This window comes from Mesorhizobium sp. M7A.F.Ca.US.006.04.2.1 (assembly GCF_004022915.1).
GTDB classification, from domain to species: domain Bacteria; phylum Pseudomonadota; class Alphaproteobacteria; order Rhizobiales; family Rhizobiaceae; genus Mesorhizobium; species Mesorhizobium ciceri.
Window position 1 is genome coordinate 1 of record NZ_RZQA01000061.1, and the last position, 13,391, is coordinate 13,391.

The window sequence follows — 13,391 nt, forward strand, 5'->3', positions numbered from 1 at the left end:
GATTTTGAGGTGCTTCCCTCACGGCCCTCTCAAAACAGCGAATGGCCATCTCGTCATCCAGATCGAGCGCAAAGGTGCCCAACAAATACAAAGCAAGAGGATGTCGGGGATTGCGCGCCAAAACGCGCTGACATAGCGCCTCTGCCTCCGCCAACCGATCTGCCTGCTGAAGGTTGAAGGCCTGCCTTAGCAGTGCGTCGTCGGCTTGGACGTGCGACAGAGAGGCCGCCCTGGGCTGCACGATTTTCGACTGCGGGATTTGCGGTCCGGACCGAGTTTTCAGGTGTTTGGACCAAGCGGGCGGCAGGCGGCTGTTCATGGTCCCTAGCTACCAAAAAAAACCAGTTGAATCCACCAGATCTGGCCTCATAGGCAGCTTCGGACACTGCGGCCGGCGCGTTGGCGACCAAGCGCTTCGAGGGTCGACCCGTAGAAAATAATCGACCAACCGAGCGACTGCGTTTGGGACCATCGGGGGCGGAATCACGCGCATCCCTGCGCTTCTTCAGCTCAGCAGTGCCAACCAAAATCGAGGAGGCGTGCGCGCATGAGAGGCACGCCAGACTCGTTTGAATTACGCGTCCGCCAAGTCGCCCAAAGCATCGATGAGTGGCTGGATCTCGCCTTCATAATTCTTCCAGCGCTTGACGGACGATTTGTAGATCGGTTGGCGGACCTGCCAGCGGCTGGGCGTGTTGACCGAACCATCCCTGTCGAAAAAACGCAGGCAGGCGTCATCCCAGGGCAGCCCAAGGTAATCTATGAGGCGGCGTGACTGCGCCTCCTGATCCTCGACCAGCGTTTCGTAGCGATTTTCGAATATAAGGCCTGGAAAAACCTCGTTCCAATGGCGCATCAGTCGGTCATACTCACGATAGTACAGACCCAGTATCCGCAAATCAGTATTGTAGCTGTGTCCTTTGTTGAAGGTCTGGACAAAGCAAGAGACGCAATTGTCGATGGCGTCACGGCGGCAATGAATGATGCGCGCGTTGGGAAAGAGAAGACCGATAAGGCCGATCATTTCAAAATTGTGCGGCATCTTGTCGACCACGCGAAGCGCGGCAGGCGCCCACTCCCTAAGGTAGGACAGATGCTCTTCCGCCAGCGTTCTGGACAGGTCTTGCGTGACCGACATGGCCGGCCGGCTCAAATCGCCAGCCGATGAGGTTTTAAGGCCGATTGCATTGGCGACCCGCCTCAATTTGTTAAGCTCGCCTGCCCCTTGAACATCGGGATGGCTGGCGCAGATCTGTTCCGTGAGCGTTGTGCCCGACCGCGGCATGCCGACCACGAACACAGGCACTTCGGAAGGATTTCCATAGCCGGCCCTGGCCGCCAGAAAGTCCGGCGTGAAGGTTTCAATCAGGGAGTCGATCCAGCGGCGATACAGATTGATATCGAAGATGTAGCCGGAGGCCCGTTTCGCCCTGTTGAAATGGTCGAATGCCTCACTGTAGCGCTTGAGGTCGTTCAGCACCTTGCCGGCAGCGTGATGGAGCTTGTAAGCACTGTCCGGATCAAGCTTGGGATTGCCGAGTTCACGCAGGATGGATTGGAGTTCCTCCGGCTCTTCGGTGAATTTTTTCGTCTGCACAAGGTCGTTGTAGGCAGTCGGCACGTCGATGCGACGTCCGATTGCTTCTTTCAGACAGGCGGCGGCCTCATCCATGCGCCCCAGGCCGCTGAGCGCACTGGCCAGCCCCGCCCGCACTTTGGGATGATCGCGGTTGATCTTGAGCGCCTTCTCGTAGAGCGGCAAAGCCATGCCGGGTTTGTCAAACTTGGTGTAGGCGTGCCCCAGGGCACAAAGCACCTCGATAAGGCCGGGCTGCAGTTCCAAAGCATACAGCATATGCCTGATGGCTGGCGAATATTCGCTGACCTTCGCATAGGCCTCGCCCAGGCTGAGGTGGTAGTAGGGGTTTTTAGGTTCCTCGCCGACCGCCCGCGCGAAATACCGCAAGGCCATCTCGTCATCGTAACGCTGGTATAGGGTCCCCAGGATATACAGAGCGAGCGGATGGTTTGGCGTGCGCGCCAGCACCCGAAGGCACAGATCCTGGGCCTCGTCGAGCCGCTGGGCCTGCTGAAGGGCATAGGCCTGGTTCAGCAGCGCTTCGTCGGCCTGCGCTCGCGATTGAGCGTTTTCTTGGCTCATTGTCGGCTTGAGTATCGGCCCCTTCGCTTTCGGCGCGGGTCCGGGCTTGATGTGCTTTGACCAAGCAGGCGGCAGACGGTTGTTCATCACGTCTCGCTAGCAAAAGCGGCCGAAAGAATCCAGCGTTACGGATCTGCCCAGCGGCAACTTGCACCGACCCATCCGGCGCGCTAGCAAGAAGGCCCTTTCAAGCGAGCTTCCACCATGCATCAGCGCCCTCCCCTCATGCCGCTCATCGCAGCGCTTCCCTCGACGGTGCCGTTTGTCGGCCCCGAAGCGCAGGAGCGCGAGCGTGGCCGCGCTTTTCGCGCCCGCATCGGCGCCAATGAGAGCAGCTTTGGTCCCTCGCCACGCGTCATCGCCCGCATGGCCGAGATCGCCGGCGACATGTGGATGTATTGCGATCCCGACAATCACGATCTGAAGGTGGCGGTAGCCGCGCATCACGGCGTAAAAGCAGAGAACGTCGTTGTCGGCGAAGGCATAGATGGCCTGCTCGCTCTGGTGGCACGCATGTATGTGGCGCCCGGCGATGCTGTGGTCACATCGCTCGGCGCTTATCCGACCTTCAACTTCCACATCGCCGGTGTCGGCGGACGACTGGTGACGGTCCCTTACGAGAACGACCGGGAAAGCCTGGATGGCCTGCTGGCGGCGGTGCGCAGGGACAAGGCCCCGCTGGTCTATCTCTCCAACCCCGACAATCCGATGGGCAGTTGGTGGGAGGCGAGCGAGATCATCCGCTTCATCGAGGCGCTGCCGGAAACCACCATGCTGGTGCTCGACGAGGCCTATGGCGAACTCGGGCCGGCCTCGGCGCTGCCGCCGATCGATATCTCCAGGCCAAACGTCATCCGCATGCGAACCTTCTCGAAGGCGTACGGGCTGGCGGGCATACGCTGCGGCTATGCGATCGCCGAGGCCCAGGTGATCCGCGACTTCGAGAAGATCCGCAACCATTACGGCGTCAGCCGCATGGCGCAGATCGCCGGCGTCGAGGCGCTCGCCGATCAGGACTATCTGCAAAGCGTGGTGGCGCGGGTCGCGGCCGGCCGCCGACGCATCGCCGGCATTGCCGAGGCGAACGGGCTGAAGCCACTGGCGTCGGCGACCAATTTCGTCACCATCGATTGCTGCGGCGATGGCGCCTTCGCGCTGAAACTTCTGCAAGCCCTGCTGTCACGCGACGTCTTCATCCGCAAGCCGATGGTGCCACGGCTCGACCGCTGCATCCGCGTCAGCGTCGGCCTCGATCACGAGCTCGACATTTTTGCCGAGGAACTTCCCGGTGCTTTGGCGGCAGCGCGGGGCAATTAGGATACCGCTGGCGCGCAACCGGCAGCAAAAGCCGCCTACAAATCCATTTCCCAGGTCTGGCCGGTCAGATCCTTGCCGAAGCTGCGGTGGTGCTCCTGCGAGACCAGCCTGAAGCCGGCACGTTCGTAGATCGCGCGCGCCGCAACGAGGATGTCGTTGGTCCACAGAACCAGCTTGGTGTAGCCGCAAGCCCGGGCCTGGTTCACGCATTCCGCCACCAGTCGTTTGCCGATGCCGAAGCCGCGCGCCGACGCCTCGACATGCAGCATTCTCAGCTTGGCCACCTTGTCATCCTGATGAACCAGGAACACCGCGCCGACCGGCTGACCACCGCGCTCGGCGATCCAGCAGAAATCGCGGCCGGGCACGAAATTGCGAATGAAATCGGCGCCGATCTCGGCGAGCATGGCCTCGAACTCGATCGTCCAGCCATATTCCTCGGCATAAAGTTGGGCCTGGCGCTGCACGACCCAGCCGACATCGCCGACGCGGTGCGGCCGCAACGTCACCTCACCGCTTTCACGGGTGGGATCACCCAGCAATTCCCCCGCCTTGCGCAAGGCGCTGCGCAGTTCATGCAACCTGTCGTCGGGTACGCTTTCGATCAGCCGCGCCGTATCCCGATCGGCCGCCGCCTGCAGCCTGGCAAGCGCTGCCTCGCCCCTTGCGGTCAGCGAGAGGACCCTTCGGCGCCGGTCAGCCGGGTCCGTTCTGGCCTCGGTCAGCCCCTGGCCCGCGAACTTGCGCAGGATCCGCGTCAGATAGGCGGCATCGACACGCAACTGTCTCGATATTTCGGAGGCCGCCGGGCCATTCTCCAGCCGAAAAGCACCAACCAGGAAACCTCGCTCGCCGGCGATTTCGGCGGAAGCCGGGTTGCTGCGGTGACCCAGTTCGAACAGCACGCGCGCCTCGGTCAAAGTGAATGCACTTTGTGTCAGCGTCTCGTCGAGAAGGCCGACAGTGCGCGTGTAGAAGCGATTGAAGCGCCGGACATCGGCCACCAATGCGTTGCGTTCGTCCAACATTTGCGGCCAGCTCCTAATAAAGCAGTTCCATTTTCCTAAATTAGTGGACTGAGTCAATTAAATTCAAGGCCAGAAGGCCAGCTAAAGCCGGAAGGCCCAGCTATTGCGTCCGCGCGCAGGTTGCATTCCTCAGGTCGTGCGCCAGATTCAAAACGAGACAGGCTTGGAGAGATTCATGGCTGGTCATCGCAGGAAAGTGCACGCACGCGTCTACGGTAACGTGCAAGGCGTCGGCTTCAGAGCCTGGGCCCGGGATGAGGCCACGGGCCTTGGTCTTGCGGGCTGGGTTTGCAATGAAGCGGACGGGTCCGTAACGGCCGAGATCGCAGGCCTCGATGAGGCGGTCTCGACAATGATCGAGCGCCTCTGGAAAGGGCCGGCCGGGGCTTTGGTTTCCAAGGTCGACGTCGAGGAGTTGGAGGCAGACAACGCCTCTGTTGGGTTCAGGATCGTGGCATGAAGGCGGATTTGGATTGAGCGCCTTGAATTAATTAAACGTTCGTTTTATTATTGCTCCGCAGAGGAGCTGACATGGCACGCACCGCCGGGTCTGATGGCGAAAAGACCGAAGCGACCATTCGTGAGGCGGCGGTCAATCTGATCGCGCGTTTTGGCTACGAGGCGATGTCGATGCGACAGCTCGCAGCCGAGGTCGGCGTACAGGCGGCCGCGCTCTACCGCTACTTTCCGACCAAGGAAGAGCTTCTGTTCATGCTGATGCGCGAGCACATGGAAGGTTTGACCGAAGCGTGGGAAACAGCTCGCCCGGTTAATGCGGATCCCGTGCAGCGGCTTTCGGCCTATGTCGAAAACCACATCACTTTCCACATCGAGCGACGGCACGCCACGCATGTGTCGAACATGGAATTGCGCAGCCTGTCGCCGGAAAGGCTGACGCAGATCCTGCGCATGCGCACTGCCTACGAGAAGGAGCTGCGCACCATCCTGCGCGACGGCGCCGAGACGGGCGCCTTCAGCATCGACGACACCGGACTGACCGCCATGGCGCTGATCCAGATGATGACCGGCGTCATCGTCTGGTTTCGGCCGGGCGAACGGCTGTCGATCGGCGAAGTGACCACAACATATCTTTCAATGACAATGCGGCTCGTCGGCGCGAAGATCGACGCCTACAGCGCCGCGCGTCCCTTCGGACGCGCAAAGGACGCTGCAGCCTTTTGATTCGCGCATGATCCCTTTTCGAATCAAAGTCGATTTTCGGGGTCATGCGCAGGGAGGAGAAAAATGTACACCAACACGCTCAGCTTCGGGCATGACGAAGAGATCGAGGCGCTGCGCGACATGGTGCGGCGCTTTGCCCAGGACCGGATCGCGCCGATCGCCGCCGACATCGATCGCTCGAATGAATTCCCGGTGCATCTGTGGGGCGAACTCGGTGCGCTCGGCCTGCTCGGCATCACCGCCGACCCCGACTTCGGCGGCAGCGGCATGGGCTATCTCGCCCATGTGATCGCCGTCGAGGAGATTTCGCGCGCTTCGGCCTCGGTCGGCCTCTCCTACGGTGCCCATTCCAACCTCTGCGTCAACCAGATCAACCGCTGGGCGACGCCGGCGCAGAAGGAAAAATACCTGCCGCCACTGTGCTCGGGCGAGCGAGTCGGCGCGCTGGCGATGTCGGAATCCGGCGCCGGCTCGGACGTCGTCTCGCTGAAGCTGCGCGCCGAAAAGCGCAATGACCGCTACGTGCTCAACGGCACCAAGATGTGGATCACCAACGGGCCGGACGCCGAGACGCTGGTGGTCTATGCCAAGACGGATCCGGACCAGAAATCGCGCGGCATCACCGCCTTCATCGTCGAGAAGGCTTTTGCCGGATTTTCCGTGGCGCAAAAGCTCGACAAGCTCGGCATGCGCGGCTCCAACACCGGCGAGCTGGTGTTTAGGGATGTCGAGGTGCCCTTCGACAACGTGCTGCATGAGGAAGGGCGCGGCGTCGAAGTGCTGATGTCTGGCCTAGACTATGAGCGCACGGTGCTTGCCGGCGGCCCGATCGGCCTGATGGCGGCGTGCCTCGACGTGGCAATCCCCTATGTGCATGAGCGCAAGCAGTTCGGACAGGCGATCGGCGAGTTCCAACTGGTGCAGGGCAAGCTGGCCGACATGTACACGACGCTGAATGCCGCGCGCGCCTATGTCTATGCCGTCGCCGCCGCCTGCGATCGTGGCCAGACGACGCGAAAAGATGCCGCCGGCTGCGTGCTGTTTGCCGCCGAGAAGGCGACGCTGATGGCGCTCGACGCCATTCAGCTGCTTGGCGGCAACGGCTACATCAACGACTATCCAACCGGCCGCCTGTTGCGCGACGCCAAGCTCTACGAGATCGGCGCCGGCACCAGCGAAATCCGCCGCTGGCTGATCGGCCGCGAGATCATGGCGGAGGGGGTGTAGGTATGGCCACGTTGCAAACCCAGATCTCCCCCTCCTCCGAAACCTTCCGTGCCAATGCCGAGCGCATGCGGGCGCTGGTCGCCGACATTGCGGAGAAGGCTGCCACCGTCGAGCTCGGCGGTTCGGAGGAAGCGCGTGAGCGCCATGTCTCGCGCGGCAAGCTTCTGCCGCGCGAGCGCCTTGCGCAATTGCTGGATGTCGGCTCACCCTTCCTCGAGATCGGCCAGTTCGCGGCATGGTCGATGTATGGCGAGGAGATCTCTTCGGCCGGCATGATCGCCGGCATCGGCCGCGTCGAAGGCACCGAGGTGATGGTCGTCGTCAACGACGCCACCGTGAAGGGCGGCACCTATTATCCGCTGACCGTGAAGAAGCATTTGCGGGCGCAGGAGATCGCACTGCAGAACAATCTTCCCTGCATCTATCTCGTCGACAGCGGCGGCGCCAATCTGCCCAACCAGGACGAGGTGTTTCCCGACCGCGAGCATTTCGGCCGCATCTTCTACAACCAGGCCAACATGTCGGCATCAGGCATTCCGCAGATCGCCTGCGTCATGGGTTCGTGCACGGCGGGCGGCGCCTATGTGCCGGCGATGTCCGACGAGACGATCATGGTGGGCAATCAGGCAACCATCTTCCTCGGCGGCCCGCCGCTGGTGAAGGCGGCGACGGGCGAGGATGTCAGTGCCGAGGATCTCGGCGGTGCGGATGTGCACACCAGGCTTTCCGGTGTTGCCGACCACTATGCGCTGGACGACGACCATGCCCTCGCCATCTGCCGGCGCATCGTCAAGAACCTGAATCGGAACAAGACTGTAAGCCTGAACTCTAGGAGAGCAATTCCGCCGCTTCATCCGGCGGATGAACTTTATGGCATCGTGCCGACCGACCTGCGCCAGCCCTATGACGCGCGCGAGGTCATCGCGCGCGTCGTCGACGGTTCCGAATTCGACGAGTTCAAGCAGAATTACGGCACCACGCTGATCACCGGCTTTGCCCATCTCCATGGCATGCCGGTCGGCATCATCGCCAACAACGGCGTGCTGTTTTCCGAAAGCGCGCTGAAGGGCGCGCACTTCATCGAACTGTGCTGCCAGCGCAAAATTCCATTGGTCTTCCTGCAGAACATCACCGGCTTCATGGTCGGTCGAAAATATGAAGCAGGCGGCATCGCCAAGGATGGCGCCAAGCTGGTGATGGCGGTTGCCACCGCCAGGGTGCCGAAGGTGACTGTCATCATCGGCGGTTCGTTCGGCGCCGGCAATTACGGCATGTGCGGCCGCGCCTATTCACCGCGCTTCCTGTGGATGTGGCCGAACGCCCGCATCTCGGTGATGGGCGGCGAACAGGCGGCAACGGTGCTTGCCATGGTCAAACGCGAAGGCATCGAGCGCAAGGGCGGAGAATGGAGCGCCGAGGAAGAGGCGAAATTCAAGAAGCCTGTCCTGATGAAATACGAGCATGAGGGCCATCCGCTCTATTCGTCCGCACGCCTCTGGGACGACGGTATCATCGATCCTGCAAAGACGCGCGACGTGCTGGCGCTCAGCCTGTCGGCCGCGCTCAACGCCGAAATCGAGGACACGCGCTTTGGCGTGTTTCGGATGTGAGAATGGACGGTCAACTTCGACAGCCAAACGGCGGAACTATACCGGCAGGCCGTTGCTGCCGTGTGAAAAGGCTGAACTGTATGGACCAAGCGATTGGTCAGTATAGGCGGCTTCGAATCTCAAACAGTGAACTGGCGGGGGGACAAAATATTCGCTACTGTTTATCCAGCATGGGGCAATGGGGACGGGCTGGAAATGAAACTGAAATATTGCCAGGGAACGGCTGCTTCGATACTTTCCGCATTTCTAATATTAACGGCGACCGGCATCAGCTCGGCGGAATCGCTCGCAGGACGCAAGGGAGACGTGCGTTTTCCGCCGACCTTGGGTTCGGGCGAATGCAACGTTGCCTACAAGGGTTACGTCGCGGCGAGCGGCCATTCGGCCTACGCCACAACCTTTTATTCGCGCGTTGTCGACCTCTACATCATCTGCGGGACGAAGCTCAACGCGCCGTCCCAGAAGGCGGCGGAAGAGACGGCGCTGCGCAATTGCCAGGCCGGGTTGACACGGTGGAAGCTCAAGACCGCGAGTGGCGGCTGCGCAATCTCGTCATCGAAATAAGCAACCGGCCGAGACTTTTTTGCGAATGGGGGAAGCAGAATGAAATCCGGGACCTGCAAACGAGCAGCCACCCCCATAGTGGCAGGCTTGCTGATGGTGGCGGCCTCCACCGCTGCCATGGCCGGATCGCTGGCAGGCAGCAAGGGCGACGTGCGCTACCCGGTGACCATTCCTATAGGAACCACCGGGGGCTGCGGGAAGGCCTATGCAGCGTATCTCGCAGCCGCAGGCCATTCGGCTTTCGCGGCGACGCCAATCGTTCCGGCGACCGAGTACTTCGTTTGCGGCGTGAAGCTGAATGCATCGTCACAAAAGGCGGCGGCGGAACTGGCACTGAAATCCTGTCAGGCCAGCAAAAGCAAATACAAGGTTACCGTCGCCGGCGCCTGCAGCATCGCCGCGTCCAAATAGACCGGAAAGCGCCCGGTTTTTCTCCTTGGGGAAGACAAAATGAAATCCACGAATTCCAAGCGAACAGCCATGGCGATATTTGCCGGATTGCTGACGATCGCGGCGTGCGGCGCGGGCATGGCCGGCTCACTGGCGGGAAGCGAGGGAGACAAGCGTTTCCCGCCGTACCTGCCGCGAAATCCCAAGGATCCCTGCACCAAGGCCTACAAGGCCTATGTCGCGGCCGGTGGCCATTCAGCGTACGCAACCACTCCCTACGCACGGATAATGTCGTCGTACATAGTTTGCGGCGGCCACCTCAACGCACCATCTCAAAAGACGGCCGAAGAGTTGGCGATGAAATCCTGTCAGTCCACCCGCGGCCACTACAAAGTCACGACCGGCGGCAGTTGCGAGATCGCGGCCTCGAAGTAGGTACAGCCGACCGCAAGGTAGAGCACTTCCCTGGTAAGGGAGAGGTTTACTCCGAGGGCTTAAAAGGCTCGCGGGACAGCACCCCCCTCTGTCCTGCCGGTCAGAGGGGGGTGTTCAAGCGCCATGCTTCCCATGGACTTCGAACCTTACATGCGGAGGCTCCATGTTCGCCAAGATCCTGATCGCCAACCGCGGCGAGATCGCTTGCCGTGTCATCCGTACGGCTCGGAAGCTGGGCGTGCGTACCGTCGCCATCTATTCGGATGCCGACGCAAAATCCCTGCATGTCGAGATGGCCGACGAGGCGGTGCATATCGGCGCCTCGCCCGTCGGCGAAAGCTATCTGCGCGGCGACAAGATCATCGCGGCGGCCCTGGCAACGGGTGCGCAAGCCATTCATCCCGGCTACGGCTTCCTGTCGGAAAATCCCGATTTCGTCGACCAGGTGACAGCGGCGGGGCTTATTTTCATCGGCCCATCCGCGGCCTCTATCCGTGCCATGGGGCTGAAGGACGCCGCCAAGCGGCTGATGGACAAGGCCGGCGTGCCGGTCGTGCCGGGCTATCATGGCGAGGCGCAGGAGATCGTGCTGCTTGCCTCCAAGGCGCGCGAGATCGGCTATCCAGTGCTGATCAAGGCGCGCGCCGGCGGCGGCGGCAAAGGCATGCGCCGGGTCGAGCATCCCGATGAGTTTTCCGAGGCGTTGTCCAGCGCACGGCGCGAGGCGAAAGCCGCGTTCGGCGACGACCGTGTGCTGGTCGAAAAATATGTCGACAAGCCGCGCCATATCGAAGTGCAGGTCTTCGGCGACAATTTGGGCAATGTCGTGCATCTCTACGAGCGCGACTGCTCGGCGCAGCGCCGCCACCAGAAGGTGATCGAGGAATCGCCGGCGCCCGGCATGACGCCCGCTTTGCGCAAGGCGATGACGGAGGCGGCGGTGAAGGCCGCCAAGGCGATCAATTATTCAGGCGCCGGTACCATCGAGTTCATCGTCGATGCCTCGCAGGGCCTGAAGGCCGACCGCTTCTGGTTCATGGAGATGAACACCCGTCTGCAGGTCGAGCACCCGGTCACCGAAATGGTCACCGGCACCGACCTGGTCGAGTGGCAGTTGCGGGTCGCGTCAGGCGAAAAGCTGCCCAAGACGCAAAGCGAGATCGCGCTCGTCGGCCATGCCTTCGAGGCGCGCATCTATGCCGAGGACGCGGCAAAAGGGTTCCTGCCGGCGACCGGTACGCTGCATCATCTGAAATTTCCGGATGCGGCCCCGCAAGGCGCCACGATGCGCATCGAGACTGGCGTGCGAGCGGGTGACGCCATCTCGCCCTATTACGACCCGATGATTGCCAAGCTGGTCGTCCACGCAACGGACAGGCAGGCGGCTCTCGAAGCTCTCGGTGCAGTGCTGTCGCGAACCGAGGTCGCCGGCTCGACCGTCAACACCGCCTTTCTTGCCGCTCTCGCCGCCGATCCGGATTTCGCCGCAGGCGATGTCGACACCAGCCTGATCGCCAGGCACCAGACGGCGCTGATCGAGGTCGCGCCGCCGACTGGCGAAACCATCGCTGCCGCGGCCGTTGCGGCCTCCGGCGCCGGAGCATCGCCGTCACCCAACGATCCGTGGTCGTCGCTTGCCGGTTATGCGCATTTCCACAGCGTGGCGCGACGCACACGTTTGAAGTTTGGCGAAGACGAAATCGTGGCGAAAGTTTCGGTGCGGTATGACGGGCGGTTCCAGGTGACGCTGGACAAGCCCTATGACGACACCAATTCGCATGATTTTCGCTCAACACCACGCCTCGCCCGCTGGCCAGGCCACATCACCGTGTTTGAAGGCGCCGTCGGCTACACCTTTACGGTGCCGGACCCGCTGGCACGGGCCGACGAGGCAGCGGCGGGTTCAGGCAGCCTGCGCGCGCCGATGCCGGGACTGGTCAAGCTGGTACGCGTGGGAAAGGGCGATGCCGTGATCAAGGGCCAACCGCTGCTGATCCTGGAGGCGATGAAGATGGAACATACCATCGCCGCGCCGCATGACGGCGTGATCGCCGAGATTGCCACCGAGGGCGCGCAGGTGACCGACGGGACAGTGCTGGTGCGATTCTTCGAGGAACAAGCCGCTTCGGCCGCTGTAGCCAGCTGACGGTTCGAAAGGCAGACTACAGGGCAAACAAGAAAATGGCCGGGGACGACCCCGGCCATTTCCCTATGCTATTCAGTCGCCGGGCCGGCGATTACTGCGCGATCGGCGCATATTTTCCGTCATGCCACTGGTTGATGTCGTAGCTGGCATTCTTGAGATCGCCCTTCTCGTCGAAGGTGACATTACCGACAACGGTGCTGATCGGCGTGCCGTTCTTCAGCGCCTCGGCAACCTTGGCCGGATCGTCGCTGCCGGCACGCTTGATGCCTTCGGCGAATGCCTGGATGGTGGCGTATGAGAACAGCGTGAAGCCCTCCGGCACGAAACCGCCGGCCTTGATCTTCTCGACGGCTGCCTTGGCTTCCGGCTTTGCCTGCGGATCCGACGGGAAGACGAACATGGTGCCCTCGCCGGCCGGGCCAGCGACCTGCCAGAATTCCGGCGAGGCGATGGAGTCCGGCATGATCAGCTGGAACTTCAGGTTCTGTTCCGCCGACTGACGCAGGATCAGGCCAGCTTCAGGATGGTAGCCGCCGAAATAGACGACGTCGGCTTTCAAGTCCTTGAGCTTGGTGACGAGAGCCGAATAGTCCTTCTCGCCAGCGTTGATGCCGTCATAATAGACCTCCTTGAGGCCGCCGGCATTCATCGTTGCCCTGACGGCGTCAGCCACGCCCTGTCCGTAGGCGCTCTTGTCGTGCAGGACGACGACATTCTTGCCGGCGAACTTCTTGGCGATCCATGGGCCGATGAAGGCGCCCTGCGCATCGTCGCGCGTATAAAGCCGCATGATCGTCGGCCAGCCGGCCTTGGCGGCCGCGTCGGTCAGCACCGGGTTGGAAGAAGCCGGGCTCATCATCAGCGCGCCGGCTTCGGCATAGACGGCCGAGGCCGGAATGCTCGAACCCGAGCAGGCATGGCCGTCGATGAACTTGACGCCATCGGCGACGACGCGGTTGGCAACCGACACCGCCTGCTTGGGATCGCACTGGTCGTCTTCGATATCAAGCTTGATCATCGAGCCGTTGACGCCGCCAGCGGCATTGATCGCATCGGCAGCGGCCTGTGCGCCCTGCTTGAACTGATCGCCGATGGTGGCGAGCTGTCCGGTCATCGGGCCAATCACCGCAAAGGTGATATCGTCGGCGAATGCGACCGGCGTGCTCATCATCAGGCCGAATATGGCCGCGTTCAAAATACTCAATTTTTTCATGATGGTAGAACTCCTCCACTCACGCGCGGCCGCCCCGGCCACGCTTCTTCCAGAGAGGCGGGACAATTTCATCCCTCCTTCCTCCCCTCTTTCCGCACTGGCGCCGCCCGATTGTGCC

The 13,391-nt window shown here is 61.9% G+C and carries 13 protein-coding genes; 9 read left to right on the plus strand and 4 right to left on the minus strand.

Features of this window, described 5'->3' with window-relative positions:
• Both EN925_RS40080 and EN925_RS05560 read right to left on the minus strand, forming a co-directional pair.
• Positions 1–319, minus strand: a 319-nt coding sequence (locus EN925_RS40080) for a tetratricopeptide repeat protein (protein ID WP_128336397.1), incomplete at its 3' end; no start/stop codon positions are given.
• A gap of 255 nt (positions 320–574) precedes the next feature.
• On the minus strand, positions 575–2,248 hold the full coding sequence (locus tag EN925_RS05560) for a sulfotransferase (RefSeq protein WP_127369673.1): 1,674 nt from the start codon (positions 2,246–2,248) through the stop codon (positions 575–577).
• Between the two features lie 117 nt (positions 2,249–2,365).
• On the opposite strand from EN925_RS05560, the gene EN925_RS05565 reads away from it, so the two are divergent.
• Positions 2,366–3,478, plus strand: a complete 1,113-nt coding sequence (locus EN925_RS05565) for a pyridoxal phosphate-dependent aminotransferase (RefSeq protein WP_127385715.1) — start codon at positions 2,366–2,368, stop codon at positions 3,476–3,478.
• 35 nt (positions 3,479–3,513) lie between these two features.
• Here EN925_RS05565 and EN925_RS05570 read toward each other — a convergent pair whose 3' ends face one another.
• Positions 3,514–4,506, minus strand: a complete 993-nt coding sequence (locus EN925_RS05570; RefSeq protein WP_127370254.1) for a helix-turn-helix domain-containing GNAT family N-acetyltransferase — start codon at positions 4,504–4,506, stop codon at positions 3,514–3,516.
• 175 nt (positions 4,507–4,681) lie between these two features.
• Between EN925_RS05570 and EN925_RS05575 the strand changes: the two genes are divergently transcribed.
• The 8 genes from EN925_RS05575 to EN925_RS05610 all read left to right on the plus strand — a co-directional run bounded on the left by EN925_RS05575 (position 4,682) and on the right by EN925_RS05610 (position 12,060).
• A complete protein-coding gene (locus EN925_RS05575) occupies positions 4,682–4,966 on the plus strand; it encodes an acylphosphatase (RefSeq protein ID WP_063173625.1) in 285 nt (94 codons plus the stop codon).
• Positions 4,967–5,037: 71 nt separating this feature from the next.
• A complete protein-coding gene (locus tag EN925_RS05580) occupies positions 5,038–5,688 on the plus strand; it encodes a TetR/AcrR family transcriptional regulator (protein WP_127370255.1) in 651 nt (216 codons plus the stop codon).
• Between the two features lie 63 nt (positions 5,689–5,751).
• Positions 5,752–6,915, plus strand: a complete 1,164-nt coding sequence (locus tag EN925_RS05585; protein WP_064993366.1) for an isovaleryl-CoA dehydrogenase — start codon at positions 5,752–5,754, stop codon at positions 6,913–6,915.
• Between the two features lie 2 nt (positions 6,916–6,917).
• Complete coding sequence (locus tag EN925_RS05590; RefSeq protein WP_127385442.1) at positions 6,918–8,525, plus strand: carboxyl transferase domain-containing protein; 1,608 nt, start codon at positions 6,918–6,920, stop codon at positions 8,523–8,525.
• A 93-nt stretch (positions 8,526–8,618) separates the two neighbouring features.
• The gene (locus EN925_RS05595) at positions 8,619–9,089 is read left to right on the plus strand and encodes a hypothetical protein (RefSeq protein ID WP_318011939.1); all 471 of its coding nucleotides are present in this window, start codon (positions 8,619–8,621) and stop codon (positions 9,087–9,089) included.
• 39 nt (positions 9,090–9,128) lie between these two features.
• Positions 9,129–9,500, plus strand: coding sequence for a hypothetical protein (locus EN925_RS05600; protein ID WP_013532610.1), 372 nt, complete (start codon positions 9,129–9,131; stop codon positions 9,498–9,500).
• A 39-nt stretch (positions 9,501–9,539) separates the two neighbouring features.
• Positions 9,540–9,914, plus strand: coding sequence for a hypothetical protein (locus tag EN925_RS05605; protein WP_164753856.1), 375 nt, complete (start codon positions 9,540–9,542; stop codon positions 9,912–9,914).
• Positions 9,915–10,077: 163 nt separating this feature from the next.
• Entirely contained in the window at positions 10,078–12,060 is a 1,983-nt protein-coding gene (locus EN925_RS05610) for an acetyl/propionyl/methylcrotonyl-CoA carboxylase subunit alpha (RefSeq protein ID WP_127385441.1), read from the plus strand.
• A 91-nt stretch (positions 12,061–12,151) separates the two neighbouring features.
• Here the strand turns inward: EN925_RS05610 and EN925_RS05615 are convergent, their stop codons facing one another.
• Positions 12,152–13,273, minus strand: coding sequence for an ABC transporter substrate-binding protein (locus EN925_RS05615; RefSeq protein WP_013532613.1), 1,122 nt, complete (start codon positions 13,271–13,273; stop codon positions 12,152–12,154).
• Positions 13,274–13,391 lie beyond the last annotated feature (118 nt).